This is a genomic window from Promicromonospora sp. NPDC057488, assembly GCF_042802395.1.
Taxonomy (GTDB): domain Bacteria; phylum Actinomycetota; class Actinomycetes; order Actinomycetales; family Cellulomonadaceae; genus Promicromonospora.
In genome coordinates, this window is record NZ_JBHVEG010000055.1 from 1 (window position 1) to 23,362 (window position 23,362).

At 73.2% G+C, this 23,362-nt stretch carries 22 protein-coding genes; 10 read left to right on the top strand and 12 right to left on the bottom strand.

The window, feature by feature from the left end; all coding sequences use genetic code 11:
• Window positions 1-89 precede the first annotated feature (89 nt).
• The 6 genes from ACFU5G_RS13455 to ACFU5G_RS13480 all read right to left on the bottom strand — a co-directional run bounded on the left by ACFU5G_RS13455 (window position 90) and on the right by ACFU5G_RS13480 (window position 4,496).
• Window positions 90-578, bottom strand: a complete 489-nt coding sequence (locus ACFU5G_RS13455; RefSeq protein ID WP_377245031.1) for a GNAT family N-acetyltransferase — start codon at window positions 576-578, stop codon at window positions 90-92.
• Between the two features lie 19 nt (window positions 579-597).
• The gene (locus ACFU5G_RS13460; RefSeq protein WP_377245034.1) at window positions 598-1,080 is read right to left on the bottom strand and encodes a GNAT family N-acetyltransferase; all 483 of its coding nucleotides are present in this window, start codon (window positions 1,078-1,080) and stop codon (window positions 598-600) included.
• A 45-nt stretch (window positions 1,081-1,125) separates the two neighbouring features.
• Complete coding sequence (locus ACFU5G_RS13465; protein ID WP_020016900.1) at window positions 1,126-1,521, bottom strand: nitroreductase family deazaflavin-dependent oxidoreductase; 396 nt, start codon at window positions 1,519-1,521, stop codon at window positions 1,126-1,128.
• Window positions 1,522-1,588: 67 nt separating this feature from the next.
• The gene (locus ACFU5G_RS13470; protein WP_377245038.1) at window positions 1,589-2,443 is read right to left on the bottom strand and encodes an ATP-binding cassette domain-containing protein; all 855 of its coding nucleotides are present in this window, start codon (window positions 2,441-2,443) and stop codon (window positions 1,589-1,591) included.
• Window positions 2,440-3,489 (bottom strand): putative F420-0 ABC transporter permease subunit, encoded by a 1,050-nt coding sequence (locus tag ACFU5G_RS13475; RefSeq protein WP_377245041.1) that lies wholly within the window; start codon window positions 3,487-3,489, stop codon window positions 2,440-2,442. The genes ACFU5G_RS13470 and ACFU5G_RS13475 overlap by 4 nt, the downstream gene beginning before the upstream one ends.
• Window positions 3,486-4,496, bottom strand: a complete 1,011-nt coding sequence (locus tag ACFU5G_RS13480; protein ID WP_377245044.1) for a putative F420-0 ABC transporter substrate-binding protein — start codon at window positions 4,494-4,496, stop codon at window positions 3,486-3,488. Before ACFU5G_RS13480 ends, ACFU5G_RS13475 begins: the two co-directional genes overlap by 4 nt.
• 240 nt (window positions 4,497-4,736) lie before the next feature.
• Between ACFU5G_RS13480 and ACFU5G_RS13485 the strand changes: the two genes are divergently transcribed.
• Window positions 4,737-5,540, top strand: a complete 804-nt coding sequence (locus ACFU5G_RS13485; RefSeq protein WP_377245047.1) for an SDR family oxidoreductase — start codon at window positions 4,737-4,739, stop codon at window positions 5,538-5,540.
• A gap of 79 nt (window positions 5,541-5,619) precedes the next feature.
• On the top strand, window positions 5,620-7,197 hold the full coding sequence (locus ACFU5G_RS13490) for a molybdopterin-dependent oxidoreductase (protein ID WP_377245049.1): 1,578 nt from the start codon (window positions 5,620-5,622) through the stop codon (window positions 7,195-7,197).
• A gap of 17 nt (window positions 7,198-7,214) precedes the next feature.
• Here ACFU5G_RS13490 and ACFU5G_RS13495 read toward each other — a convergent pair whose 3' ends face one another.
• The 5 genes from ACFU5G_RS13495 to ACFU5G_RS13515 all read right to left on the bottom strand — a co-directional run bounded on the left by ACFU5G_RS13495 (window position 7,215) and on the right by ACFU5G_RS13515 (window position 11,094).
• Entirely contained in the window at window positions 7,215-7,673 is a 459-nt protein-coding gene (locus tag ACFU5G_RS13495; protein ID WP_377245052.1) for a MarR family winged helix-turn-helix transcriptional regulator, read from the bottom strand.
• Window positions 7,674-7,767: 94 nt separating this feature from the next.
• Window positions 7,768-8,415, bottom strand: a complete 648-nt coding sequence (locus ACFU5G_RS13500; protein WP_377245055.1) for an FMN-dependent NADH-azoreductase — start codon at window positions 8,413-8,415, stop codon at window positions 7,768-7,770.
• Between the two features lie 99 nt (window positions 8,416-8,514).
• Window positions 8,515-9,585: a hypothetical protein gene (locus ACFU5G_RS13505; RefSeq protein WP_377245058.1), complete on the bottom strand. Its 1,071-nt coding sequence runs from the start codon at window positions 9,583-9,585 to the stop codon at window positions 8,515-8,517.
• A gap of 136 nt (window positions 9,586-9,721) precedes the next feature.
• The gene (locus ACFU5G_RS13510; protein WP_377245061.1) at window positions 9,722-10,489 is read right to left on the bottom strand and encodes a hypothetical protein; all 768 of its coding nucleotides are present in this window, start codon (window positions 10,487-10,489) and stop codon (window positions 9,722-9,724) included.
• On the bottom strand, window positions 10,486-11,094 hold the full coding sequence (locus ACFU5G_RS13515) for a SigE family RNA polymerase sigma factor (RefSeq protein ID WP_377245064.1): 609 nt from the start codon (window positions 11,092-11,094) through the stop codon (window positions 10,486-10,488). Before ACFU5G_RS13515 ends, ACFU5G_RS13510 begins: the two co-directional genes overlap by 4 nt.
• 318 nt (window positions 11,095-11,412) lie before the next feature.
• On the opposite strand from ACFU5G_RS13515, the gene ileS reads away from it, so the two are divergent.
• Entirely contained in the window at window positions 11,413-14,712 is a 3,300-nt protein-coding gene (gene ileS / locus ACFU5G_RS13520) for an isoleucine--tRNA ligase (RefSeq protein ID WP_377245067.1), read from the top strand.
• A gap of 67 nt (window positions 14,713-14,779) precedes the next feature.
• On the opposite strand, the gene ACFU5G_RS13525 is transcribed toward ileS, so the two are convergent.
• Entirely contained in the window at window positions 14,780-16,021 is a 1,242-nt protein-coding gene (locus ACFU5G_RS13525) for a hypothetical protein (RefSeq protein ID WP_377245070.1), read from the bottom strand.
• Between the two features lie 316 nt (window positions 16,022-16,337).
• Here ACFU5G_RS13525 and ACFU5G_RS13530 point away from each other — a divergent pair, with 316 nt between their 5' ends.
• The 7 genes from ACFU5G_RS13530 to ACFU5G_RS13560 all read left to right on the top strand — a co-directional run bounded on the left by ACFU5G_RS13530 (window position 16,338) and on the right by ACFU5G_RS13560 (window position 23,287).
• Complete coding sequence (locus ACFU5G_RS13530) at window positions 16,338-17,735, top strand: bifunctional folylpolyglutamate synthase/dihydrofolate synthase (protein WP_377245118.1); 1,398 nt, start codon at window positions 16,338-16,340, stop codon at window positions 17,733-17,735.
• A 177-nt stretch (window positions 17,736-17,912) separates the two neighbouring features.
• Window positions 17,913-18,908 (top strand): dihydroxyacetone kinase subunit DhaK, encoded by a 996-nt coding sequence (dhaK, locus tag ACFU5G_RS13535; RefSeq protein ID WP_377245073.1) that lies wholly within the window; start codon window positions 17,913-17,915, stop codon window positions 18,906-18,908.
• Window positions 18,909-18,927: 19 nt separating this feature from the next.
• On the top strand, window positions 18,928-19,611 hold the full coding sequence (gene dhaL / locus ACFU5G_RS13540; protein ID WP_377245076.1) for a dihydroxyacetone kinase subunit DhaL: 684 nt from the start codon (window positions 18,928-18,930) through the stop codon (window positions 19,609-19,611).
• Window positions 19,608-20,354 carry an HPr family phosphocarrier protein gene (locus ACFU5G_RS13545; protein WP_377245079.1) on the top strand — a complete coding sequence of 249 codons (747 nt, stop codon included), beginning with the start codon at window positions 19,608-19,610 and terminating at the stop codon, window positions 20,352-20,354. Before dhaL ends, ACFU5G_RS13545 begins: the two co-directional genes overlap by 4 nt.
• Before the next feature lie 59 nt (window positions 20,355-20,413).
• Window positions 20,414-21,121 (top strand): TetR/AcrR family transcriptional regulator, encoded by a 708-nt coding sequence (locus ACFU5G_RS13550; RefSeq protein WP_377245082.1) that lies wholly within the window; start codon window positions 20,414-20,416, stop codon window positions 21,119-21,121.
• 52 nt (window positions 21,122-21,173) lie between these two features.
• Window positions 21,174-22,850 carry an MDR family MFS transporter gene (locus tag ACFU5G_RS13555; protein ID WP_377245085.1) on the top strand — a complete coding sequence of 559 codons (1,677 nt, stop codon included), beginning with the start codon at window positions 21,174-21,176 and terminating at the stop codon, window positions 22,848-22,850.
• On the top strand, window positions 22,847-23,287 hold the full coding sequence (locus tag ACFU5G_RS13560; protein WP_377245088.1) for a DUF4233 domain-containing protein: 441 nt from the start codon (window positions 22,847-22,849) through the stop codon (window positions 23,285-23,287). The genes ACFU5G_RS13555 and ACFU5G_RS13560 overlap by 4 nt, the downstream gene beginning before the upstream one ends.
• The last annotated feature ends 75 nt before the right edge of the window (window positions 23,288-23,362 follow it).

Consider the following 23,362-nt stretch of genomic DNA (forward strand, 5'->3'; position numbering starts at 1 on the left):
AGGTCAGGTGGTCGGCATTCCGAGCTGCCGACCACCTGACATTCTGCCGACCACCCCGATCCGCCGACCGCCCGCCGAGGCTGCGAGCCTCAGCGGACCAGGCGGACCTCCAGCAGGTCCGTGTCCGGGTCGGTGGCCGTGACGCCGTCGGGCAGGAAGCCGGCGCGCTGCAGGAACTTGCGCGCCCGCGGGTTCGACGCGAACGTCCAGACCTGGGCCGACGTGCCGGGCGGCAGGATGTTCTCCAGCAGCGCGTGCCCCACGTTCGTGCCGTGGAAGGCCGGGTCGACGTACAGCTCGTGCAGCTCGATCGCCTTGGCCGGCGGCTGCCCGAGGTGCGGGCCGGACGGGTTCTTCATCGCGAAGCCGACGATCTTGTCGCCCACCTCGGCGACGAGCGCCTTGTTGCCGGCGGCCAGGATCCGCATCCACCCCTCGGTCCGGGTACCGAGGGTCTCGGTGTTCCAGTGCTCGGGCGGCAGCAGATCCTCGAACATCGCGCGCCGGGTGGTCCAGTGCACGGCGGCGATGCCGACGGCGTCGTCGGGGGTCGAGGCGCGGACGTGGAAGTCAGACATGGGGGGAACGGTAACCCGACTACCTGACCATCCGGACCTCTGCCAGGTCAGCGGTGCTCGTGTCGACCACCCGGGCGCCCTCCATGACGAACCCGTTGCGCTCGTAGAACCGGCGCGCCCGCGGGTTGTCCTCGGCGACCCACAGCTGGGCAGGGGTCCCGGGCGGCACGACGGCGTCCAGCAGCGCCTGCCCGACGCCGGTCCCGTGGTACGCCGCGAGCACGTACAGCAGGTAGAGCTGCCGGGCGCGAACGGGGGCGACGTCCTCCTGCTCGACGGCGTCGCCGGCCATCGCGATGCCGACCACCTCGCCGTCGGCGTCCGCGACGACGGGCGCCGCGCCGTTCGACAGCCACCGCTCCCACGTCGCGGTGCGGCGCTCGAGCGTGGCCGTGGCCCAGAACTCGGGCGGGAGGATCGCCCCGTAGGTCGAGACCCAGGTGGTGTGGTGCACCTGGGCGACCGCGGCGGCATCAGACAGTGTGGCTGTGCGCAAGATCACGACGCGAAACATACTCCCGCGCCGGGGTGTCCGATGACACCCGGATCATCCCTTGTGCAGCGTCCCCACCAGGCACTCCTCGACGCCGACCGCCGACAGCAGCCGGGACGGCACGGTCGCGAGCCAGCCGACGGCCTCGTACGCGGGCACGAGCCGCACGTCCTTGACCACGAACTCGGACCCGCCGCGGGTCAGGCGCACCGTGCCGGCGCTCATGGTGTTGCGGGCCCAGTCGGTGCCGGAGCCCCACGGCAGCGGCAGCACCGCCAGGACCTGCTCGTCGGGCCGGGCCGCGAACGCGACCAGGGGAGTGCGGTACTCGGCGCCCGAGCGGCGGCCCACGTGGTGCAGGACCACCCACGGCGGGACACGCCCCGCCACCCGGAGCACCCACGGGTTGAGGACCTTCGCTGCCTGGACGACGAAATCTGGTGCGGCCATGGCTCCCATCATGGACCCGGCCGCCGCATCCGTCAGCCCAGGAGCGGGATCCGTCGTGGCCAGGGCGTCAGCCGCGCTCGAAGGAGAGCACCGGCCGGCCCGTCCGGGGGTGGCGCAGCACGTCCACCCGCACGCCGTAGACCGGCTCCAGCACCTCGGGGACGAGCACCTCGGCGACCGGTCCCGCCGCGACCACGCGGCCGTGGTCGAGCAGCACCAGGTGGTCACAGGTCGAGGCGGCGAGGTTCAGGTCGTGCAGGGCGGCGACGACGGTCACGCCGTCCGCCGCGAGGTCCCGCAGCACCCGCATGGCGTGCAGCTGGGCCGAGATGTCCAGGTGGTTGGTCGGCTCGTCGAGCAGCAGCAGGCGCGGCGTCTGGGCCAGGGCCCGGGCCATGTGCACGCGCTGGCGCTCGCCGCCGGACAGGGTGCCCACCTCGCGGTCCGCGAGCTCCTTGGCGCCCGCGGCGTCGAGGGCCGCGTGCGCGGCCGCGCGGTCCGCGTCGGAGTCGCCCGCCAGCAGCGAGCGGTGCGGGATGCGGCCCAGCAGCACCGCGTCGAGCACCGTCAGCGGCAGGTCGGTCGTGGCGTCCTGCTCCACGAGGGCGAGCACGCGGGCGCGCTCGCGGCGGGGCAGGGCGGCCAGGTCGGCGCCGTCGAACGTGACGTCCGGCCCGGAGGCCGGCGCCGGCGCCGCGGCGTCGCCCGACCCGGGCCGGCCCGCCTGCTGCGCCCCCGCCAGCACCCGCAGCAGGGTCGACTTGCCCGACCCGTTCGGCCCGAGCAGCCCCGTGACGGTCCCGCCCGGGGCGAGCACCCCGACGTCGTCCAGGATCACCCGGGAGCCGATCTCCCAGAACACGCCGTCGACCGCCAGCCCGGCGCCCGGCGAGGCGGAGTCCCGCAGGTGTCCACCACTCACCGCTGGTTTCCCTTCCAGAGGAGGAACGCGAAGACCGGGGCGCCGATCGCCGCGGTGACGATGCCGACCGGCAGCTCCCGCGGCTCGAACACGGTGCGAGCCAGGGTGTCCGCCCAGACCAGGAACGACGCGCCGGCCAGCGCGGACAGCGGCAGCAGCAGCCGGTGCCGCGCGCCCGTGAACAGCCGCACCGCATGCGGCAGGATCAGCCCGACGAACCCGATGGACCCGCTCTGCGACACGAGGGCCCCGGTCAGCAGCGCGACGCCGATCAGCAGGATCCAGCGGGCGCGGTTGACGGGGACGCCGAGGGCGGCGGCCGCGGTGTCGCCGAACGTGAACGCGTCGAGCACGGACCCGGTCAGCGCGAGCAGCGTGCCGAGCACCAGGACGGCGCCCCCGGCGATCGCCACGGACGTCCAGGTCGCCGACGCGACCGAGCCCATCAGCCACGACAGCACCTCGCGGAACGCGTCGCCCTTGGCCGACCAGAAGATCACGAACGACACCGCCGCGGCGCAGAGCTGGCTGATCGCCAGCCCCGCCAGGACCGTCCGGGTGGGCGTGATGGTGCCCAGCGCGCCCGCCAGGGTGAGCGCGAGGGCCAGCGCGCCGACCGCCCCGGCGAACGCCGCGACCGGCAGCAGCAGCGGCACACCGGCCAGCAGCACCAGCACGGCGCCCAGCGACGCACCCGACGACAGCCCGAGCAGGTACGGGTCGGCGAGCGGGTTGCGCGTCAGCGACTGCATCACCGCGCCGCACACCGCCAGGCCGGCCCCGACCGCCGCCGCCGTGAGGATGCGGGGCATCCGCAGCTGCCACACCATGCCGTCGCGCAGCGCGGGCAGCGGATCCAGGCCGAGCAGCCCGCCCAGCCCGAGGTGCGTCGCCACCGACCGGCCGACCTCGGCCAGGGCCAGGTCCGCCGGGCCGATCGTCACCGCGACGCCGACGCTCAGCACCAGGACGACCGCCGCCGCGGGCAGGGCGAGCCAGGGCCCCGACCGCCGCGGCCCGGCGGGCACCCGCACCGCGCCGCTCACCGGTCGAGGTCGGCCAGCTGGTCCACCACCGAGGCCACGGCGTCGACGTTCCGCACGCCGGCCTCGGTCGCCGGGAAGGGCACGACCACGTACCGGCCGCCCCTGACGGCGCTCATCTCGCGGGTGGCCGGGTTGGCCTCCAGGGCCTCGATCTTCGCGTCCGCGCTGTTCCAGGCGGCGTCGACCAGCACGATCACGTCGGGGTCGGCCTCCACCACGTTCTCCCAGCCCAGCGAGGTCCAGGTGTCGTGCACGTCGGCCGAGACGTTGGTCAGCCCGGCGGCGTCCATGATCATCTGGGGCGCGCCGATGCCCGCGCCGACGTACGGGGTGTCGTCGCCCGAGGACCACCACAGCGCCGTCAGGCCGCGGTCGTCGGGCTCGATCGCGTCCAGCGCCGCCCGCTGCTCCTCGACGAGCGCGGCCGCGGCGTCGTCGGCGTCGAACAGGGAGCCGACCTCCTCGATCTCCGCGAACACCGTGTCGAAGGTGAGCGGGTCCGGCATGTACCCCTCCGCCTTGCAGGCGGCGGGGGAGACGTAGGTGGCCACGCCGAGCTTGGCGAGCGTCTCGCGGTCGCCCGCGGTCTCGGCCGTCAGGTTGGACTCCCAGCCCGCGTAGACCAGGTCGGGCTCCAGGGCGAGCGTCGCCTCCGAACCGGGCGCCTCGTCGGCGAACGGCTCGTCGACGGCGGGCACGGACTCCAGCGAGTCCGGTACGGGCCCGTCGAGGAACGCCGAGCCGACGATCCGGTCACCGAGGCCGAGCGCGAGCAGCATCTCCGTGGTGGACGACTTGATGGTCACCACACGCTCCGGCGGCGCCTCGACCTGCGTCTCGAACCCGCAGTTGTCGAGCGTGACGGGAAAGCCGCCCGACGCCGGGGACGCGCCCGCGGTGTCGGCGGCACCGGGGGCCGAGGCCGAGCAGGCGGCGAGGGACAGGACGGCGGCCGCGGCGAGCGCGGGCAGGGCGTACTGACGGGACGGACGGACGCGGGGGTTCACGCGGGAGTCTCCAGGGGTCGACGAACAGCCCACGGCGTGGATGCCATGGGTGCACAGCGACGCGCCATCTCGCGTCCGGGCGGGAAAGCGGCTCACGACGAGAGCCGCGTCGGCGGGCCAAAGCGTGGCCCGCGACCCGGCCGCCACATTACACCGGCTGATCTGCGCGTTCCGGGCGCTTTCGCTCTCGGCGTCGGACCACCCCGCAGTCCCGGGCGCCGTCGAGGTTAGGGTGCCGACATGAGCGACAGCACCGCCCCGCGGACCGGCCCCGAGACCACCACGACCCGGCGCGCCCTGGTGACCGGGGCGTCGTCCGGCATCGGCGCCGCCACCGTGCGCCGCCTGCGCGCCGACGGCTGGCAGGTCGTGGCCGCCGCGCGCCGCGCGGACCGGCTGGAGGCGCTCGCGGCGGAGACCGGCTGCGAGGTCTACGCCGTCGACCTGACCGACGACGCCGCCGTCGCCGCGCTCGCGGAGCACCTCGCCGCGACCGGCGGGCTGGACGCCGTGGTGAACAACGCGGGCGGCGCGCTCGGGCTGGACCGCGTGGAGGCCGCCGACATCGACGGCTGGCGCCAGATGTACGAGATCAACGTGCTCGGCACGCTGCGCGTGACCAAGGCCGTGCTGCCGCTGCTGCGGGAGGCGGGAGCCGCCAAGGGCGTGGCCGACGTCGTGAACATGACCTCGACCGCCGCCCAGGGCGCGTACGAGGGCGGCGCCGGGTACACCGGCGCCAAGCACGCCGAGCACATGCTGTCCCAGACGCTGCGCTGGGAGATCGCGGGCGAGCCGGTGCGCGTCATCGAGGTGGCGCCCGGGGCGGTGGCGACGGAGGAGTTCTCCCTGGTCCGGTTCGGCGGCGACGCCGCGAAGGCCGCCGCCGTCTACGAGGGCTACACGCCGCTCGTGGCCGACGACGTCGCCGACATCGTGGCCTGGGCCGTGTCCCGTCCCGACCACGTCAACATCGACCTGGTGACGGTCCGGCCGCGCGCCCAGGCGCACAACTCGAAGATCGTGCGCGGCACCGGGATCTGACCCGGCGGCAGTTGTTACGAGGCTGTCATGAATGCGCCCGGGGCTCGGCCCGTCCAGGAAGCCGTGCCAGGCTGAGCCCATGACGCAGGCAACCGAGAGCCCGGCCGCCCCGCAGGCCGACCGCTCACCGGGCGACGCGGGCTGGGCGGCCCTGGCCGGGGTGCTCGCCGGCGGTGCGGGGCTCGCCGTGGCGGAGCTCGTCGCGGCGGTCGTTGCGCCCGGCTCGAGCACGCTGTTCGCGGGCGGGTCCGCCGTGATCGACGCCGTGCCCGGCTGGCTCAAGGACTTCGCCGTCCAGTGGTTCGGCACCAACGACAAGGCGGTGCTGCTCGCGACGATGGGCGTGGTCCTGGCCCTGGGCGCCGCGCTCGCGGGCTGGCTGGAGCTGCGCCGCCCGCCGGTCGGCTCGGTGCTCGTCGGGGCGGTCGGCGTGGTCGGGGCGATGGTCGCCGTCCTGCGCCCGGACGCGACGGCGCTGTGGGCGCTGCCGAGCATCATCGGCCTCGGCGCGGCGGTGCTCCTGCTGCGGGCGGCCGTCGCGCGGCTGCGCCCGGCGGCGGCTCAGCGGGCGTCGTCGGCGTCGGACGGCGCGGTGGACCGCCGCGGGTTCCTGGCCGTCTCCGGCATCGCCGTGGGCGTCGCCGCGCTGGCGCTCGTGGGCTCGCGCGTGCTGTCGGCGGGTTCGACGGCGGTGAGCGCCGTCCGCGAGAAGCTGCGCCTGCCCACCGCGCGCACCACGGCGCCCGCCGTGCCCGCGGGCGCCGACCTGGAGCTCGACGGCCTGACGCCGTACGTCACGCCGAACCCGGACTTCTACCGGATCGACACCGCGCTGATCGTGCCGCAGCTCGACCCGGCGGACTGGTCGCTGGAGGTCCGTGGCCTGGTCGACGAACCGTTCACCATCACCTGGGACGAGCTCCTGGCGCTGCCGCTCGAGGAGCACCACGTGACGCTGGCCTGCGTGAGCAACACCGTGGGCGGCGACCTCATCGGCAACGCCCTGTGGCTCGGCTACCCGATCCGTGCGCTCCTGGAGCGGGCCAAGCCCCAGGCCGGCGCCGACATGGTGCTCTCCCGCAGCAGCGACGGGTTCACCGCGGGCACGCCGCTGGAGGTGCTCCAGGACCCGGACCGCGACAGCCTGCTCGCCATCGGCATGAACGGCGAGCCGCTGCCCGTCGAGCACGGCTTCCCCGCGCGGCTCGTGGTGCCCGGCCTGTACGGGTACGTCTCGGCGACCAAGTGGGTCACCTCGCTGGAGGTCACCACGTTCGACGCCGACCAGGGCTACTGGACGCCGCGCGGCTGGTCCGCCCTCGGTCCGATCAAGATCGAGTCGCGCATCGACGTGCCGCGCGGCTCGGCGCCCGCCGGCGCCGTGACCGTGGCCGGCGTGGCCTGGGCGCAGCACACCGGCATCGCCAAGGTGGAGGTCCGGCCCGACGACGGCGACTGGGTCACCGCCGAGCTCGCCGAGACCGTCGGCCCCGACACGTGGCGCCAGTGGCACGTCTCGGTCGACCTCGACGCGGGCAACCACACCCTGGCCGTGCGCGCCACGGACGCCGACGGCCAGGTCCAGACCGAGACCGAGGCGCCGCCCGCCCCCGACGGCGCGTCGGGCTGGCACACCGTCACCGTCCAGGTGGGCTGACCCGGCTCACCCGGGGTTCAGCAGAAGGGGTCCGCCGACGCCGCCGACGACGTCGCGGCCACCAGCAGCTCGTGCAGCTGCGCGCGCTGCGCCGGGTCCAGGGTCTCGAAGACCTCGTCCTCGACGGCGCTGAGCGCGGACTCCGCCCGGCAGAGCAGCGCGACGCCGTCGTCGGTCAACGAGACCACGTGCCGCCGCCGGTCCTGCGGGGACCGGCGGCGCTCGACCAGGTGCCGGTCCTCCAGCTCGTTGAGCAGGCCGACGATGTTGGTGCTGTCCAGCACGAGCGCCGTCGCCAGGTCGCGCTGCGTGATCTCGGCCCGGTCGCGCAGCACGGTGAGCGCCACCAGGTGCCGGGTGCGCAGGTCGAGCGGGGCCAGCGCGGACTCGCTGCGCCGGCGAAGATGGCGGGCCAGGTAGTCGATGAGCGCGCCCGACCGGCGTACGGACTGGTCCAGGACCGGCGACTCCTCCACGGCTTCTCCTTCGTCGTCGCGACCCCGCAACTCTACGGGAGCACGGGGCCGCGACGTGGGGAATTACGCCGTGAGCGGCGGCTCGGGCGGCGGCTCAGGCGGTGACGGCCGCGGGTGCCCACAGGTCGTCGATCTCGGCCTCGGCCTGGCGGCGGCTCTCCTCCGCCAGCGGCACCAGCCCGGCCATCGCGGGGTTGGTCCCGGCAAGCGTCAGCTCGGTGGTGATGAACCGCGGCTCCAGCCCGACCATCGCCACACCGTGGGGCAGCCACGCCGTCGCGTGGTCCCAGCCCTGGCGCGGGGCGCCCTCGCCGTACCCGCCGCCGCGGGAGACCACCACGACGAAGTCGCGGCCGCCCAGGAGGCCCTTCCCGGTCTCGGGGTCGATGGAGAGCCCGGGTGCCATCAGGTGGTCCACCCAGGACTTCACCGTGCTCGGCGCCCCGTAGTTGTAGATCGGCAGGCCGAGCAGCACGGTGTCGGCGTCGGCGACCTCCCCGACCAGCTCCGCGATCCGGGCCCACGACTCGGCCTGCTCGGGCGTGTGCTGGTCGGCCGGCAGGCCACGGCTCAGGTTCGCGGCGGCATCGAAGTGCGGCACGGGCGCGGCGCCGAGGTCGCGGTAGGTCACCGTGCCCTCCGGGTGCGCGGCGCGCCAGGCGCTCGCGGCCCGCGCGGTGAGCTGCCTGCTGACCGAGCTGTCGCCCTGGATGCTGGCGTCGATGTGCAGCAGTGTTGCCATGGTCGGGTTCCTCCTGGAGGTGTCGTGTCCGGCCGATGCGGCCTCCAGCGTCAATCATTTGTGAACCACATAGTATTTCCGTAGCAGGTGTGATCTGGCTCACTCCCTCGTGGCGCCGTCGACGTTGACCACAGTGGTTGTTGCCGCGCGGAGACCGTCAGTGGCAGCAATCGCTGTGCTCAAGGCCCTGGCGGGCGGGCGGATGGGTGGGAGAGGGGTTTGGGGGCGCCAGGTTGATCGGCGCAGGACATCCGCGACCTGGGTGACGATGTCGTCCGTGCTCAGGTGGGTCGGGAAGAACCGCAGGACGATGTTCCGCCCCTCGCAGAGCAGGCCGTTCTGGCGCACCGCGTCGCGCGCGATCTGCCGGTCCGTCCCGTGGAACTCCTGCGAGTCGATCTCCACGATGAGCCAACGGCCCGCGCCCAGGTGCCAGGCCATGTCGGCTCGCCCGAGGAAGCGGCCTCTGGCGTCGAAGAAGTCGCGCTGCAGGTCGTCGGGCGCGATCCCGGCGTCGTGCAGCCGCAGCCTGGCGTGGCTCTCGGGTGGCGACTCGGCGCGGCCGTCCGTGAGGGTGAGCCACGGGATCACCTCGAGCGAGTCCCGGCGGCGCCGCAGCCGGCGGCGGATCGTCGCGAGCTGCGTCACCTCGATCAGCCCCTGGTGCAATGCGCTGTCGAGGGTCGCGACGGCCTCGTCCCTGCTCAGGGACGGCAGTGCCTGGACCAGTGCGCGCTCGATCCCGACCACCTCGCGACCGTGGATCCGGACGGTCTCGGCCCCGGTCACGTACTGGCGCAGGACGATTCCGTGGCGTGACCTGCCCCCGGCGCCGCGGGGCAGCGCGTACTCGGGGGCCATCCGGCGGGGCAGCCCTTGGACCCCGTGCAGCACGAGCGCGCAGGCGCCGACGGCGATCGCGCGGCGGTTGGCCAGGAGCGCGGTCCATGCTGCCCGTTGCCGCGCGGCGTCGTGCGGGTGCAAGGCGGTCGGTAGATTGCCGGTGTCGTAAACCCCGCGGGTCACCCGGTGCCACACGCCACCGGCGACGAGGCTGCGTCGCCTGGACGGCACGATGCCGACGACGTCGCACTGCTCGGCGGACACGAGACCGCTTTGCCGGCGCGCCAGCGCCAGGAGCTCCTCGGGGATGGCTTGTCTTCGACTCACCGGCCAATTACACCGAATGACACTCCTTGCCATCGTTTGTTATCCACAGCTGAGATGTTGACCACAGCAGCTACTGCTACATGGGGCTCGCAGCGGCAGCAACTGCTGTGGTCAACGCCCGGTGGTCCAGCGAATGTCAGTCGAGCGACAGCGTCGGGAGGAACTCCTCGACGAAGGCCTCAGCCGTCTCGTGGGGCAGGTTGAGCGTGATGAAGTACGCGCCCGGGCCGGTGGCCGGCTCGATGACCAGCAGCGCCGGCCCCTTCTGGTCCTCGGGGACCTCGCTGCCGGCGGGCAGCCCGTAGACCTCGGCGGCGACGTCGAACTCGAGGGCGCTCTCGGCCCCCGGCAGGTCGAACGGCTCGCCGCCGGTCTTCTCGGCGATGCCCGGCCAGTTCTCGCTCTCGGATCCCTCGTCGTAGTAGGCCATGCGGAGGAACGGCGGGGCGTCGGGGTCGGTCTCGCTGTGCCACATGTCCGACGTGATGCCGGGCTCGTCCTCGACCGGCCCGCTGGTCACGATGTCGGGCGGCAGCGAGTACGTCAGGTCCGCCAGCTCGTGCGTGTGCCAGCCCGCCGGCGCCTCCGCGGAGCCGGCACCGGCGGCCCCGTCGGTGGCCGCGGCTATGGCCGCGTCGGACACGGACGTCGACGGCGCCCCGCCCGGGAGCAGCACGCCCGGCGTCGGGCCGCCCAGGGCGAACGCGGCGCCCGCGAAGGCCGCCACCGCCGTCACCCCGCCGCCGGCCGCGAGAACCGCGCGGCGGGTGCGCGCGCGGCGCACCGCGACGCCGGCCAGCTCGTGGGCGTCGGCGGGAGTCGGCGGCACCACGCCGCCCACCACGTCGCGCAGGTGGTCCACCCAGCCATCGTCGACGGCCGGGGTGTTGTCGTTCCTGGTCATGCTTCTGCTCCTTCCGAGAGCAACGTGCGCAGGCGGGCGAGGCCGCGTGCGCCCTGGGACTTCACGTTTCCGACGCTGACGCCGAGCTCCTCGGCGACGTCGGCCTCCGACCGGTCGAGCAGGTGCCGCAGCACCACCACCCGGCGCTGGCCGGGCCCGAGCTGTCGCAGCGCGCGCACCAGGCGCTCGCGCTCGGCCACCTGGGCGACGTCGTCGGCGGGGGCCCGACCCGCCGGGCCCGCCGCACTCGTCTCCTGCGCGACGGCGACGTCCTCGGGCGAGCGCAGCACCTCGCGGCGGGTGCGCCGCCAGCCGTCGACGCGCGCGGTGGCCAGCACGCGCCGCGCGTAGCCGAACGGGTTGCCGTCCTTGATCCGGGCCCAGTGCCGGTAGGTGCGTTCCAGCGCGATCTGGGTCAGGTCGTGGGCGCGGTGGTCGTCGCCGCAGAGCAGGTAGGCGATCCGGTGCAGCGCCGCCGTGCTCTCGACGGCGAACTGCCGGAACTGCTCCTCGGTGGACAGCCCGGTGCGGACCACCGAGAACGACGGCTCGACCCGCCGGGAGACGCCGGCCGGTGGGCCGGTCGCTTCGCTGATTGCGTTCATGCCCCCTGGACGCACCCCGGGCGTGATCAGGTTGCACGCGGGATCTTTCGGCTTGCCGACGCCCGGTACGATTGCCCCACAGGCATCGACCCGGCCATCACCGGTGAGCCTCCGGAAGAACAGGCGAACCCACAGCGGGGGAGCCCTACTAGAACCGGACGGGTAGGCCCGTCACAGCCGTCAACGAGCGGCCGTGCGCGTGAGCGAGCGGCAAGCGGGGTGGTACCGCGGCGCACCCAGGTGCGGCGTCCTCGCAGCAGAGCAACACAGAAGTCCACCTGCTGCCGAACCGCGTACCCGCCAGGAGCCAGAAGAATCATGGCCTATCCGCTGCACCGTCCCAGCGACGCCGCCGACCCCGTGCCCGCGTCGCCCAGCCTGCCCGATCTCGAGCGCGACATCCTTGCCTACTGGGAGAAGGACGACACCTTCCGCGCCTCGGTCGACGCCCGTCCGGCCGGCGAGAACGGCAGCAACGAGTTCGTCTTCTACGACGGCCCGCCCTTCGCCAACGGCCTGCCCCACTACGGGCACCTGCTGACCGGCTACGCCAAGGACGTCGTGCCGCGCTACCGGACCATGAAGGGCCAGCGCGTCGAGCGGCGCTTCGGCTGGGACACGCACGGCCTGCCGGCGGAGCTGGAGGCGATGAGCCAGCTCGGCATCAAGACCAAGGACGAGATCGTCGAGCTCGGCATCGACAAGTTCAACGCCGCGTGCCGCTCCAGCGTGCTCAAGTACACCGACGAGTGGCGCGCGTACGTGACGCGCCAGGCCCGCTGGGTGGACTTCGAGGGCGACTACAAGACCCTGGACCCGACGTTCATGGAGAGCGTCGTCTGGGCCTTCAAGTCGCTGTTCGACAAGGGCCTGATCTACGAGGGCTTCCGCGTGCTGCCCTACTGCTGGAACGACCAGACGCCGCTGAGCAACCACGAGCTGCGCATGGACGACGACGTGTACCAGCAGCGCCAGGACCCGGCCGTGACGGTCGGCTTCCGGGTCACGGAGGTCCCCCAGGGCACCGACACGCTGCGCGCGGACGACCACCTGCTGATCTGGACCACGACGCCGTGGACCCTGCCGTCCAACCTGCTGGTCATGGTGGGGCCGGACGTCGACTACGCGATCGTCGAGTCGTCCTTCACGGGCACCCCGCAGCGGTACGTGCTGGCCGAGGCCCGCGTGGCGGCGTACGCCCGCGAGCTGACTGACGAGGGCAACGACGAGCCCACCGTCGTCGGGCACCTGAAGGGGAGCGACCTGCTGGGCGCGGCCTACGAGCCGCCGTTCGCCTACTACGAGGGCCACCCGGGCGCGCACCGCGTGGTCGAGGCCGACTTCGTCACCACGACGGACGGCACCGGCCTGGTACACAACGCCGGCGCCTTCGGCGAGGAGGACAAGCAGGTCAGCGACCGCGAGGGCGTGGACCCGGTGATCCCCGTGGGCGCCGACGGCGCATTCACCTTCCCGGTCGAGGAGTACGCGGGCCTGCAGGTCTTCGCGGCGAACGCCCCGATCATCGACCACCTCAAGGCCCGCACGCGCGGCGCGGGCGACGACGAGGCCGGGCGGACGACGCCGGGCACCGTGCTGCTGCGCCGCGAGCAGTACGCGCACTCCTACCCGCACTGCTGGCGCTGCCGCAACCCGCTGATCTACATGGGCGTGTCCTCGTGGTTCGTCGAGGTGACGAAGTTCAAGGACCGCATGGGTGAGCTCAACCAGGAGATCACCTGGGTGCCCGAGCACATCAAGGACGGCCAGTTCGGCAAGTGGCTGGAGAACGCCCGCGACTGGTCGATCACGCGCAACAGGTTCTGGGGCTCGCCCGTACCGGTCTGGAAGAGCGACAACCCGGCCTACCCGCGGATCGACGTGTACGGCTCGTTCGCCGAGCTGGAGCGTGACTTCGGTCGCCTGCCGCTCGACCAGGACGGCAAGCCGAACCTGCACCGGCCGTTCGTGGACGACCTGACCCGGCCGAACCCGGACGACCCGACGGGGCAGTCGACGATGCGCCGCGTCGAGGACGTGCTGGACGTCTGGTTCGACTCCGGCTCGATGCCGTACGGCCAGGTGCACTACCCGTTCGAGAACTCGGACTGGTTCGAGCACCACTTCCCGGGCGACTTCATCGTGGAGTACATCGGCCAGACGCGCGGCTGGTTCTACATGATGCACGTGCTGTCCACGGCGCTGTTCGACCGGCCCGCGTTCAAGACGGCGGTCTCGCACGGCATCGTGCTGGGCTCCGACGGCCGCAAGATGAGCAAGTCGCTTAAGAACTACCCGGACGTCAACGAGGTCTTCGACCGCGACGGCTCCGACGCGATGCGCTGGTTCCTCATGGCCTCGCCGATCCTGCGCGGCGGCAACCTCGTGGTCACCGAGGAGGGCATCCGCGACGCCGTCCGCCAGGTGCTGCTGCCGCTGTGGAGCACGTACTACTTCTTCACCCTGTACGCGAACGCCGCCTCGGACGGCGCCGGCTACGCGGCCCAGCCGCTGACGCCGGAGCGCGTGGCCGGGCTGCCCGTCATGGACCGGTACCTGCTGGCGCGCACGCGCGGCCTGCTCGCCGACGTGACCGAGCAGCTCGACGTGTACGACATCGCGGGTGCCTGCGACTCGGTGCGCCAGTACCTGGACGCCCTGACCAACTGGTACGTGCGCACCCAGCGCGACCGGTTCTGGGCCGAGGACGCCGACGCGTTCGACACCCTGTCCACCGCGCTCGAGGTGCTGTGCCGCGTCATGGCGCCGCTCGCGCCGCTGCTCACGGAGGAGGTCTGGCGTGGCCTGACCGGCGAGCGGTCCGTGCACCTGACGGACTGGCCGTCGCTGGCGCCCGGCTCCCGCGAGGGCGAGGTCCTGGTGGCCGACGACGCGCTCGTGGCCGCCGTCGAGTCGGCGCGGGCCGTCGTGTCGCAGACGCTGGCGCTGCGCAAGGCGAACAAGCTGCGTGTGCGGCAGCCGCTGCGCTCGCTCGTCGTGGCCGTGGCGGACCCGGACGGCGTCGCGCCGTTCACGGGGCTGCTGGAGACGGAGCTGAACGTCAAGGAGGTGCGCCTGGTCGCCTTCTCGCCCGAGGTCGCCGCCTCGTTCGGCGTCACGGAGCGGCTCGCTGTCAACGCCCGCGCCGCCGGTCCGCGCCTGGGCCGCGGCGTCCAGGCCGTGATCAAGGCGGCGAAGTCCGGCGCCTGGTCCAAGACCGGGGCGGGTGCGGTGGTCGTCGCGACGGCCGACGGCGACGTCGAGCTGCTGGAGACCGAGTACGAGCTGACGACCGTGGTCGGGGGCGACGCCGCCGAGGCCGAGCCCACCACGGCCGCCAGCGTGCTGGCCGGCGGCGGGTTCGTGGTGCTCGACCTCGAGCTCGACGACGCGCTGCGCGCCGAGGGCTACGCCCGCGACGTCGTGCGCGACGTGCAGGACGCGCGCAAGGCCGCGGGCCTGCAGGTCGCCGACCGGATCGCGCTGGACCTGACGGTCCCGGCCGAGTGGGTCGCCGCCGTCGAGGCGCACCGCGAGCTGGTCTCCCGCGAGACGCTCGCGACGTCGCTCGACGTGACCGTCGGGGCCGAGCGCGCGGTGGCCGTGACCAAGGCCTGACCCGGAGGTAGGAAGGGGGCCGGAGCGTCTGCGCTCCGGCCCCCTTCTGTCGCGTTCGGCGGTGCCGTCAGCGGTTGATGCGGGCGTCCCAGTTGCTCAGGATGTCCACCATCGGGATGCCGTAGACGTACGAGAAGCACTGGGTGGACACCGAGGTGCTGCCGCAGCTGCGGCGGTTGGAGCCGCCGTCGATCATGCCGCGGGCGTAGGCCTCGCCGTCGATGATCGCGTACATGGGCCCGCCGCTGTCGCCGCCGCCGACCACGACGCCGCCGTCCTCCCGGCTCGCCCGGAAGCCGTGGCAGGTCTCCTTGCCGCAGCTCCAGGCGACGTCGACGGCGCGCACCTTGGCCCCGCAGTGCTCGCCCGTGACGGCCCCGGAGGCGCAGATGTTCTGCCCGACGGCGGGCTGCTGGACCCCGGCGACCTTGAACCGGTAGCGCTGGTCGCCGTGGGACGCGTTCCACGGGCCGCCGTACACGCGGCTCGCCGCGGTGCCGTCCGGCTTGATGAGCTCGGCGTCGAGCCTGGTCTCGCGGCTGGAGACCGTACCGATGCGCTGGCCCGCGCCGTCGCGCACCACGTCGCCGACCGCTTCGTTGCAGTGGGCGGCGGTGACGATCCGCTCGTGGCCCCCGGGAGCGACGATCGAGAAGCCCGTCGTGCAGTAGTCGGTGCCGTCCTTCGAGGCGATGGCGCCGCCCGCGTGCCAGGGGGAGCCGTCGTTGCGCCGGCTGGCGGAGGTGGACATGACGCCGTCGTCGACGAGCTCGACCCGGACCGGGACGCCCGCGGCCTCCGCGAGCGCCCGGTCGAGACCGGCCGATCCGGCGGCGGACGAGTCGCGGGCGACCTCGACGACGAGCCCGGCGTAGCCGTCGTCCGGGTAGGCGGCCACGACGGCGTCCGGGCCGTGGGCCGCGCGCTGGCCGTCCAGCAGGCGGGTGCTGGCGGCGTGCAGGTCCGCCCCGCTCAGGGCGGCCCGCTCGACGTCGACGGTCACGCCGTCGGCGGTCGCCGCGAGGTCCTCGACGGCCGCCGGGGCCGCGCCCTTCCAGGAGACGGTCACGCGCGCGGCGTCGTAGTCGACGGCGACACCGGCGTAGCCGGGCGTCCCGGCGAGCGCGGTGGCGGCGTGCGCGGTGTGGTCGACGGCGGACTGCACGGCTTGCGCTGGTTGCGCCTGCGCTGGTTGGCCTTCGGCGGACAGGGCCGGGGCCGTGGCCGTGGAGGCCTGGACCGTGATCGCGAGTGCCGCGGCCGCGACCCCCATGACGATCGTGCGCTGCACCGTGCTCTTTCGTCCCATGCTGTCGGTTCCCCCTCGACGAGCCCCTGCGCATCACGTCCGATGCGGCGAAGTCATAGTTCTCGACGGGGTGAAAAGCCGCAACACACGCGTGTGGTGCGCAGCTGCAGGTCGGGGGACTGACCGGGGTTCAGCAGGCGGCATCCGACCGCCTGGGCCGGGGATGCGGCCGTCCGGGGCCTGGTGAACGGAGGTCAGTAGGGAATCTGATCAGTCCTTGAGGCGCACCGCCCGGTTACCGCCCGTCCAGGGCACCGTTTCGGCCCTCCGGCCTACCGGAACCTATCCTCTGAGGGTGGACGACTCCCAGAAGAACATGCGCAAGAACAGGCGTGGCACCAGCCGCGGCGCCGAGAACACGGATCCCGCGATCCAGGAGGCGCTCGACGCGGTCTACAAGGAGATCCTGTCCCGCGCGCCCGAGCACGACATCGACCCCACCATGGCCCGCGTCGAGCGTGTCCTCGAGCTCCTCGGCGACCCGCACCGCGCCTACCGCACCGTCCACATCACGGGGACCAACGGCAAGTCCTCCACGGCCGGCATGGTCGAGCGCCTGGTGCGCGAGCACGGCCTGCGCACCGGACGGTTCACCTCCCCGCACCTGACCAGCGTCACCGAGCGCATCGCGATCGACGGCGAGCCGCTCACCCCGGAGCGCTTCGTCGAGGTCTTCGAGGACGTCGCGCCCTACATCGGCGTCGCCGACCGCGAGTCGGAGGAGCAGGGCGGACCCCGCCTGAGCTTCTTCGAGGTGCTCACCGTCATGGCTTTCGCCGCCTTCGCCGACGCCCCCGTCGACGTCGCGGTCATCGAGGTCGGCATGGGCGGCACCTGGGACTCCACCAACGTGGTCGACGGCGAGGTCGCCGTCATCACGCCCGTCGCCATGGACCACGAGCGCTGGCTCGGCTCCACGATCGAGGAGATCGCCACCGAGAAGTCCGGCATCATCAAGAAGGACGCCGTCGCCGTCATCGCCGAGCAGACCGACGCCGCCCTCGAACCGATCCTCGCCCGCGCCCAGTCGGTCAACGCGCACCTGATCCGCGAGGGCGTCGACCTGGAGGTCGTGGACCGCCGCATCGCCGTCGGCGGCCAGCTCCTCGACCTGCGCACGCCCGCCGGCGTCTATACCGAGATCTTCCTGCCGCTGCACGGGGCGCACCAGGCGCACAACGCGCTGCTGGCGCTCGCGGCCACCGAGGCCCTGATCAGCGGCGGCCGCGCGCTCGGCGCCGAGATCGTCGAGGCGGGGTTCGCCGACGTCAAGGTCCCCGGCCGTCTCGAGCTGGTGCGGTCCAGCCCCACGGTCCTGGTCGACGTCGCGCACAACCCCGCCGGGGCCGAGGCCCTGGTGGACGCGCTCGGCGAGTCGTTCAACCTGGAGCGGGTCGTGGCGGTCGTCGCCGTGATGGCGGACAAGGACTCCGAGGGGTTCCTGTCGGTCCTGGAGCCGAGCATCGCCGAGATCGTCGTCACCCGGAACTCCTCGGACCGGTCCGCCGACCCGGAGGACCTCGCCGAGGTGGCGCGCGAGGTCTTCGGCGAGGAGCGCGTGCACGTGGCCGACCGCCTGGACGAGGCGCTGCAAATCGCGGCGGACCTGGCCGAGGCCGACGAGCTGGCGGGCGCCGCCGCCGGCACGGGCGTGCTGGTCACCGGCTCCGTGGTGACGGTCGCGGACGCGCGCATCCTGGTGGGCCGCGTCTGAGCCCACGCCGGGCGCCCCGGCTTGCGGGCCGGGCGCACACGTCACCCGGGTGACCTGTGCGCCCGACCCCGGGGTTTCTGTACGACCCGGGCCGCCGTGGTGTTACATGAACCCCAGGGGACGTGTTCGCGGGCCCGGCGCCGGCGCCGGGCCGCACAGTCCCGCGAGGAGGTCGTCGTGAAGAAGCTGCTGAACGATCCCGCTGACGCCGTCGCCGACTCCCTGGCCGGCTTCGCGCTCGCGCACGCGGACCTGGTGCAGGTCAGTACCGCACCGGTCTTCGTCAGCCGCGCCGGGGGCGCGGTCACCGGAAAGGTCGGGCTGGTCAGCGGCGGCGGGTCGGGGCACGAGCCCCTGCACGCGGGTTTCGTGGGTGACGGCATGCTCGACGCCGCCGTCCCGGGCGCCGTGTTCACCTCGCCGACGCCGGACCAGATCCAGCCCGCGATCCAGGCCGCCGACGGCGGTGCGGGCGTGCTCACGATCGTCAAGAACTACACGGGCGACGTGCTCAACTTCGAGACCGCCGTGGAGCTCGCCGAGGCCGAGGGCGTCGAGGTCGCCTCGGTGCTGGTGAACGACGACGTCGCCGTCGAGGACTCCCTGTACACCGCCGGCCGCCGCGGGGTGGCCGGGACGGTCGCCGTCGAGAAGATCGCTGGCGCCGCCGCGGCCCGCGGTGCCGACCTCGCGACCGTGCAGGCCGTGGCCGAACGCGTCATCGCGAACGTGCGGACCATGGGCGTCGCGCTCGCCGCGCCGACCGTGCCGCACGTGGGCCGGCCCAGCTTCGACCTGGGCGAGGACGAGATCGAGGTGGGCATCGGGATCCACGGCGAGCCGGGCCGCCACCGCGTGGCGGCCGTCGGCGCCGACGAGGTCACGGAGATGCTCCTGACGCCCGTCGCTGACGATCTCGCCCTGGCCGGCGGCGACCGAGTGTTGCTGTTCGTCAACGGTATGGGCGGCACCCCTCTGTCGGAGCTCTACGTGGTCTATGGTCGAGCGCGGCGCCTTCTCGAGGAGCGCGGCGTCACGGTCTCCCGGTCGCTGGTGGGCAACTACGTGACGTCCCTCGAGATGCAGGGGGCATCCGTCACCGTCCTCCGGCTGGACGACGAGCTGGAGGCCCTCTGGGACGCGCCGGTGAACACTGCAGCACTCCGGTGGTGAGACAGGAAGGTTCCGAGACATGACGCTGGACGCGGACTGGGCGGAGCGATGGGTGCGCCGCACGGCGGTCGCCGTCGCGGACGCGAAGGACGAGCTCACCGAGCTCGACCGGCAGATCGGCGACGGCGACCACGGCGAGAACATGGATCGCGGGTTCCGGGCCGTGGTGGCCCGGCTCGACGACGCGGCGGCCCAGCCGGCCCCCGCGGACGAGCGGACCGTCGGTGACGTGCTCAAGCTGGTGGCGACGACCCTGATGTCCACGGTGGGCGGCGCGTCCGGCCCGCTGTACGGCACGGCCTACCTGCGCGCGGCGAAGGTCTCGGGCCGCCCGCAGATCGACTCGCCGGCCGTCGTCGCCGTGCTGGAGGCCGCCCTGGAGGGCGTGTCCTCGCGCGGCAAGGCGACCGTGGGGGAGAAGACGATGGTCGACGCGTGGCAGGCGGCGGTCGACGCCGCCGAGGCCGCGGCGGCCGACGGCGGCTCCGAGGTGGACGTGCTCCGCGTGGCGGCCGAGGCGGCCGACAAGGCGGCGACGGCGACGATCCCGATGGTGGCGACCAAGGGGCGCGCGTCCTACCTCGGCGAGCGCAGCGCGGGTCACGAGGACCCCGGCGCGCGGTCCACCGCCCTGGTCCTGGGCGCGGCGCTGGCCGCCGCCCTCGCCGGTCCGGAGTCGGCCGACCCCCGCGGCGCGGCATGACGGCGCGGGTCGCGCTCGTCCTGGTCTCGCACTCCGCCGAGCTGGCCCGCGGTGCGGCGGAGCTCGCCGGGCAGATGGCGCCCGACGTGCTGGTCCGCGGCGTGGGCGGTGGCCCCGACGGCGGCCTCGGCACCTCGCTCGACGCGATCCAGGAGACCCTCGAGGAGGTCCTGGCCACCCTGGCGGAGGCGGCCGGTGCCGCCAACGGCGCGCCCGCCTCCGGCGGCGGCGTCGTCGTGCTCGGGGACCTCGGGTCCTCGGTGCTGACGGTCGAGGCGGCGCTGGAGCTGGACGACACCCTCGCCGAGCACGCGGTGCTCGCCCGCGCGCCGTTCGTCGAGGGCGCGGTCGCCGCGGCCGTGACGGCGCACGGCGGGGCGGACCGCGACGCGGTGCTGGCGTCGGCCAACGCGTCGGTGGGGATGTTCGCGGCGATCGGGGCGGCGCAGTCGGCCGAGGTGGGCGAGGCGACGTCGGCCCCGCCGGCCGAGGGCTCGCGCACCGTGACCGTCCGCAACCCGCTGGGCCTGCACGCCCGACCGGCGGCACTGGTCTCGCGCAAGGTCGCGGAGCTGGGGGCGAGCGTGACCATCGACGGCGTGGACGCCTCCAGCGTGCTCCAGCTCATGGCGCTGGGCGCCACGAAGGGGCGTGAGCTGCGGGTGGAGGCCACCGGCGACGGTGCCGCGGAGGCCGTGCGCACCGTCGCGGAGATGATCGAGGCCGGGTTCGGCGAGGTGTGATCGCGGTCTCATATTTTTGCAGTTGATGAATTTTTGCGCTGGGTGCAAGAATTGGTGGCATGGCCCCCACCTCCTCGCGCGAGAACGTCGCGCCCGCCGCGTCCGCTGAGCCCGTACCCGGCCCGGACCTGCGCGAGCTCGTCGCCGCGCTGGAGGGCTCGCCCGCGGAGCAGGGCCTGCGCGAGCGCAAGAAGCGCGCGCGGCGCGCGGCCCTGATCGACGCGGCGCAGAATCTCGTCGCCGAGCACGGCCTCGACGCCGTGACCGTCGAGATGATCAGCGCCGAGGCGAACGTCTCGCCCCGCACCTTCTTCAACTACTTCGAGTCGAAGGACGACGCCGTGCTCGGCGCGGAGGACACCGGCCTGCCCGAGGACGTCATCCGCACCTTCGTCGAGGGCGGCCCGACGGGCCGGCTGCTGTCCGACCTCCAGGTGGTGGTCGCCGCCCTGCTCGCGCCGGCCGGCGAGGCCCACGACCGGGTCATGCGGGCCATGGACCTGATGCAGCAGGAGCCCGCCCTGCTGCGGCGCCACGTGGTCTGGATGGACCGCCACAAGAGCCGCCTCACCGAGCTCTTCGAGGCCCGCCGCGCGGTCGCCCCGTTCGCCACGGACGCCGAGCTGCTCACGATGCTCGTGCTGCTCATGCTCCGCACCGCGCTCGTCGCCTGGGAGCACGCCGGCTACACCGGCAACCCGGCCGACCACCTGCCCGACGCCGTCGCGCAGCTCATCGACGTCGTTTCGGCCGACCTCGTCCCCTGACTTTCCTCAGCACCCTCTTCTCGCACGTCCTGACCCCCAGAAAGGCACCTCAATGAGCCACGCCGTGACCACGGCGCCGGACAAGCCGCTGGTCGTACTGAACCAGCGCACGATCTGGCTGATCTTCGGGGCCCTGATGGCCTCCATGTTCCTGTCCTCCCTGGACCAGACCATCGTCGGCACCGCGATGCCCACCATCGTGGGCGAGCTCAACGGCGTCGAGCACCAGGGCTGGGTCATCACGGCCTACATCCTGGCGATCGCCATCGCGATGCCGCTGTACGGCAAGTTCGGCGACCTCTACGGCCGGCGCTGGCCGTTCCTCGTGGCGGTCGGCCTGTTCGTCGTCGCCTCGCTCGGCGGCGGCATGGCGCAGTCGTTCGAGGCCCTCGTGGCCTGGCGTGCGGTCCAGGGCCTGGGCGGCGGTGGCCTGATGATCCTGTCGCAGGCGATCATCGCCGACATCATCCCGGCGTCCGACCGCGGCAAGTACATGGGCCCGATGGGCGCCCTGTTCGGCATCTCCGCCGTCGCCGGGCCGCTGCTCGGCGGCTGGCTCACCGACGGCCCCGGCTGGCGCTGGACCTTCTGGATCAACGTGCCGATCGGCATCGCCGCCTGGTTCATCGCCTACTTCGCGCTCAAGCTGCCCTCGCACCGCTCGGGCCGGCCCACCGACTGGGGCGGCATCCTGACGATGGCGCTCGGCACCACCGGCATCGTGCTGCTGACGAGCTGGGAGTCGCTCGGCAACGACGGCTACGACTGGTCCGACCCGACGCTGCTCGGCGTGCTGCTCGGCACCGCCGTGCTGGTGGGTCTCTTCATCTTCATCGAGAACCGGGTGGCCGAGCCGCTCATCCCGCTGCGGCTGTTCAAGAACCGCACGTTCACCATCACCACGCTGATCGGCCTGGTGCTCGGCATGGGCATGTTCTCCGCCATGGCGATGCTCCCGACGTTCCTGCAGATGTCCGCCGGCGCGGGCGTCACGGAGTCCGGCCTGCTGATGCTCCCGATGATGGCCGGCGTCATGCTGACCTCGATCGTCTCCGGCTTCGCGATCTCGAAGACCGGCCGCTACAAGATGTTCCCGGTGGCCGGCCTCGCGATCACGATCCTCGGCATGATCTGGCTGACCCGCCTCGAGGGCGGCATGTCCCTGTGGCTCTTCGGCGCCATGATCTTCGTGCTCGGCGCCGGCATGGGCCTGATCATGCAGACCATCGTGCTCGCCGTGCAGAACTCGGTGGACCCGCACGAGCTGGGCACGGCGACGTCGTCGAACAACTTCTTCCGGGAGATCGGCGCGGCGGTGGGTACCGCCGCGTTCACCACGGTGTTCACGTCGCGCCTGACGGACAACCTGCAGGGCGTGTTCGAGGGCCTCCCCGAGGGTGCGGCCCCCGCGGGCGGCGGCTCCAGCCTGACGCCGCAGATCGTCCAGCAGCTCCCCGAGCCGCTGCGCAGCGGCGTCGTCGATGCGTTCGCGGACTCGCTCGCCCCGGCGTTCTGGTACCTCGTGCCGCTGGTCGTGGTCGGCCTCGTGCTCGCCCTCTTCCTCAAGGAGGTCAAGCTGTCCAACCAGGCCGGCATGGTGGCCCGCGGTGAGGCCGTCATGGAGGGCGCGGCCGCGGACGCCGAGCCCGCCGAAGCCGTGGCCGCCGTGGGTGCCGCGGAGGCCCGCGACGCCTCCGGTCCTCAGGAGACGGATATCCTGAGGCGGTGAGCAAGGACCAACCCGCCCCCGGCGACCGCATCAAGGCCAAGAAGTCCGCGCTGGTGCAGTTCACGTCCACCACGCTGCTGCTCGAGGTGTTCCTCGTGCTGTTCGCGACCATGGTGGTGTGGGCGCTGCGCGACTCCGAGTTCGGGCGCGGCCCGTTGCGCATCGACTCCAGTGCCGCGATCTGGGTGCTGGGCGGCGTGCTGGTGCTGGTGCTCCTGCTCCTGTCGCGGGTCCAGGGCACGCCGGCCGGCCGGGCGGCGGGCACCGTCGCCCAGGTGCCCGTGCTCGCCATGGGCCTGCTGGTGCCGATGATGTTCCTGGTCGGTGGCATCTTCGTGGTGCTGTGGATCTACGCGCTGCGCCTCGGCAGCCGCGTGGACCGCGAACGGGCGGAGTACGACGCCGCCCACCCGGAGACGGCGCCGAACATCCCCTGAGGGCAGTGCGCGGACGCCCAGGTCACCCGGTGACCTGGGCGTCCGGTGCGTTCGGGGGCGGTCCCTGACCCCGAT

What these genes read in the sequence shown, in the direction of transcription:
- ACFU5G_RS13455 (WP_377245031.1), bottom strand. Translation starts at nt 578, where the DNA reads ATGTCTGACTTCCACGTCCGCGCCTCGACCCCCGACGACGCCGTCGGC.
- ACFU5G_RS13465 (WP_020016900.1), bottom strand. Translation starts at nt 1,521, where the DNA reads ATGGCCGCACCAGATTTCGTCGTCCAGGCAGCGAAGGTCCTCAACCCG.
- ACFU5G_RS13485 (WP_377245047.1), top strand. Translation starts at nt 4,737, where the DNA reads ATGAGCGACAGCACCGCCCCGCGGACCGGCCCCGAGACCACCACGACC.
- ACFU5G_RS13490 (WP_377245049.1), top strand. Translation starts at nt 5,620, where the DNA reads ATGACGCAGGCAACCGAGAGCCCGGCCGCCCCGCAGGCCGACCGCTCA.
- ACFU5G_RS13500 (WP_377245055.1), bottom strand. Translation starts at nt 8,415, where the DNA reads ATGGCAACACTGCTGCACATCGACGCCAGCATCCAGGGCGACAGCTCG.
- ACFU5G_RS13510 (WP_377245061.1), bottom strand. Translation starts at nt 10,489, where the DNA reads ATGACCAGGAACGACAACACCCCGGCCGTCGACGATGGCTGGGTGGAC.
- ACFU5G_RS13515 (WP_377245064.1), bottom strand. Translation starts at nt 11,094, where the DNA reads ATGAACGCAATCAGCGAAGCGACCGGCCCACCGGCCGGCGTCTCCCGG.
- ileS (WP_377245067.1), top strand. Translation starts at nt 11,413, where the DNA reads ATGGCCTATCCGCTGCACCGTCCCAGCGACGCCGCCGACCCCGTGCCC.
- ACFU5G_RS13525 (WP_377245070.1), bottom strand. Translation starts at nt 16,021, where the DNA reads ATGGGACGAAAGAGCACGGTGCAGCGCACGATCGTCATGGGGGTCGCG.
- ACFU5G_RS13530 (WP_377245118.1), top strand. Translation starts at nt 16,338, where the DNA reads ATGCGCAAGAACAGGCGTGGCACCAGCCGCGGCGCCGAGAACACGGAT.
- dhaL (WP_377245076.1), top strand. Translation starts at nt 18,928, where the DNA reads ATGACGCTGGACGCGGACTGGGCGGAGCGATGGGTGCGCCGCACGGCG.
- ACFU5G_RS13545 (WP_377245079.1), top strand. Translation starts at nt 19,608, where the DNA reads ATGACGGCGCGGGTCGCGCTCGTCCTGGTCTCGCACTCCGCCGAGCTG.
- ACFU5G_RS13550 (WP_377245082.1), top strand. Translation starts at nt 20,414, where the DNA reads ATGGCCCCCACCTCCTCGCGCGAGAACGTCGCGCCCGCCGCGTCCGCT.
- ACFU5G_RS13555 (WP_377245085.1), top strand. Translation starts at nt 21,174, where the DNA reads ATGAGCCACGCCGTGACCACGGCGCCGGACAAGCCGCTGGTCGTACTG.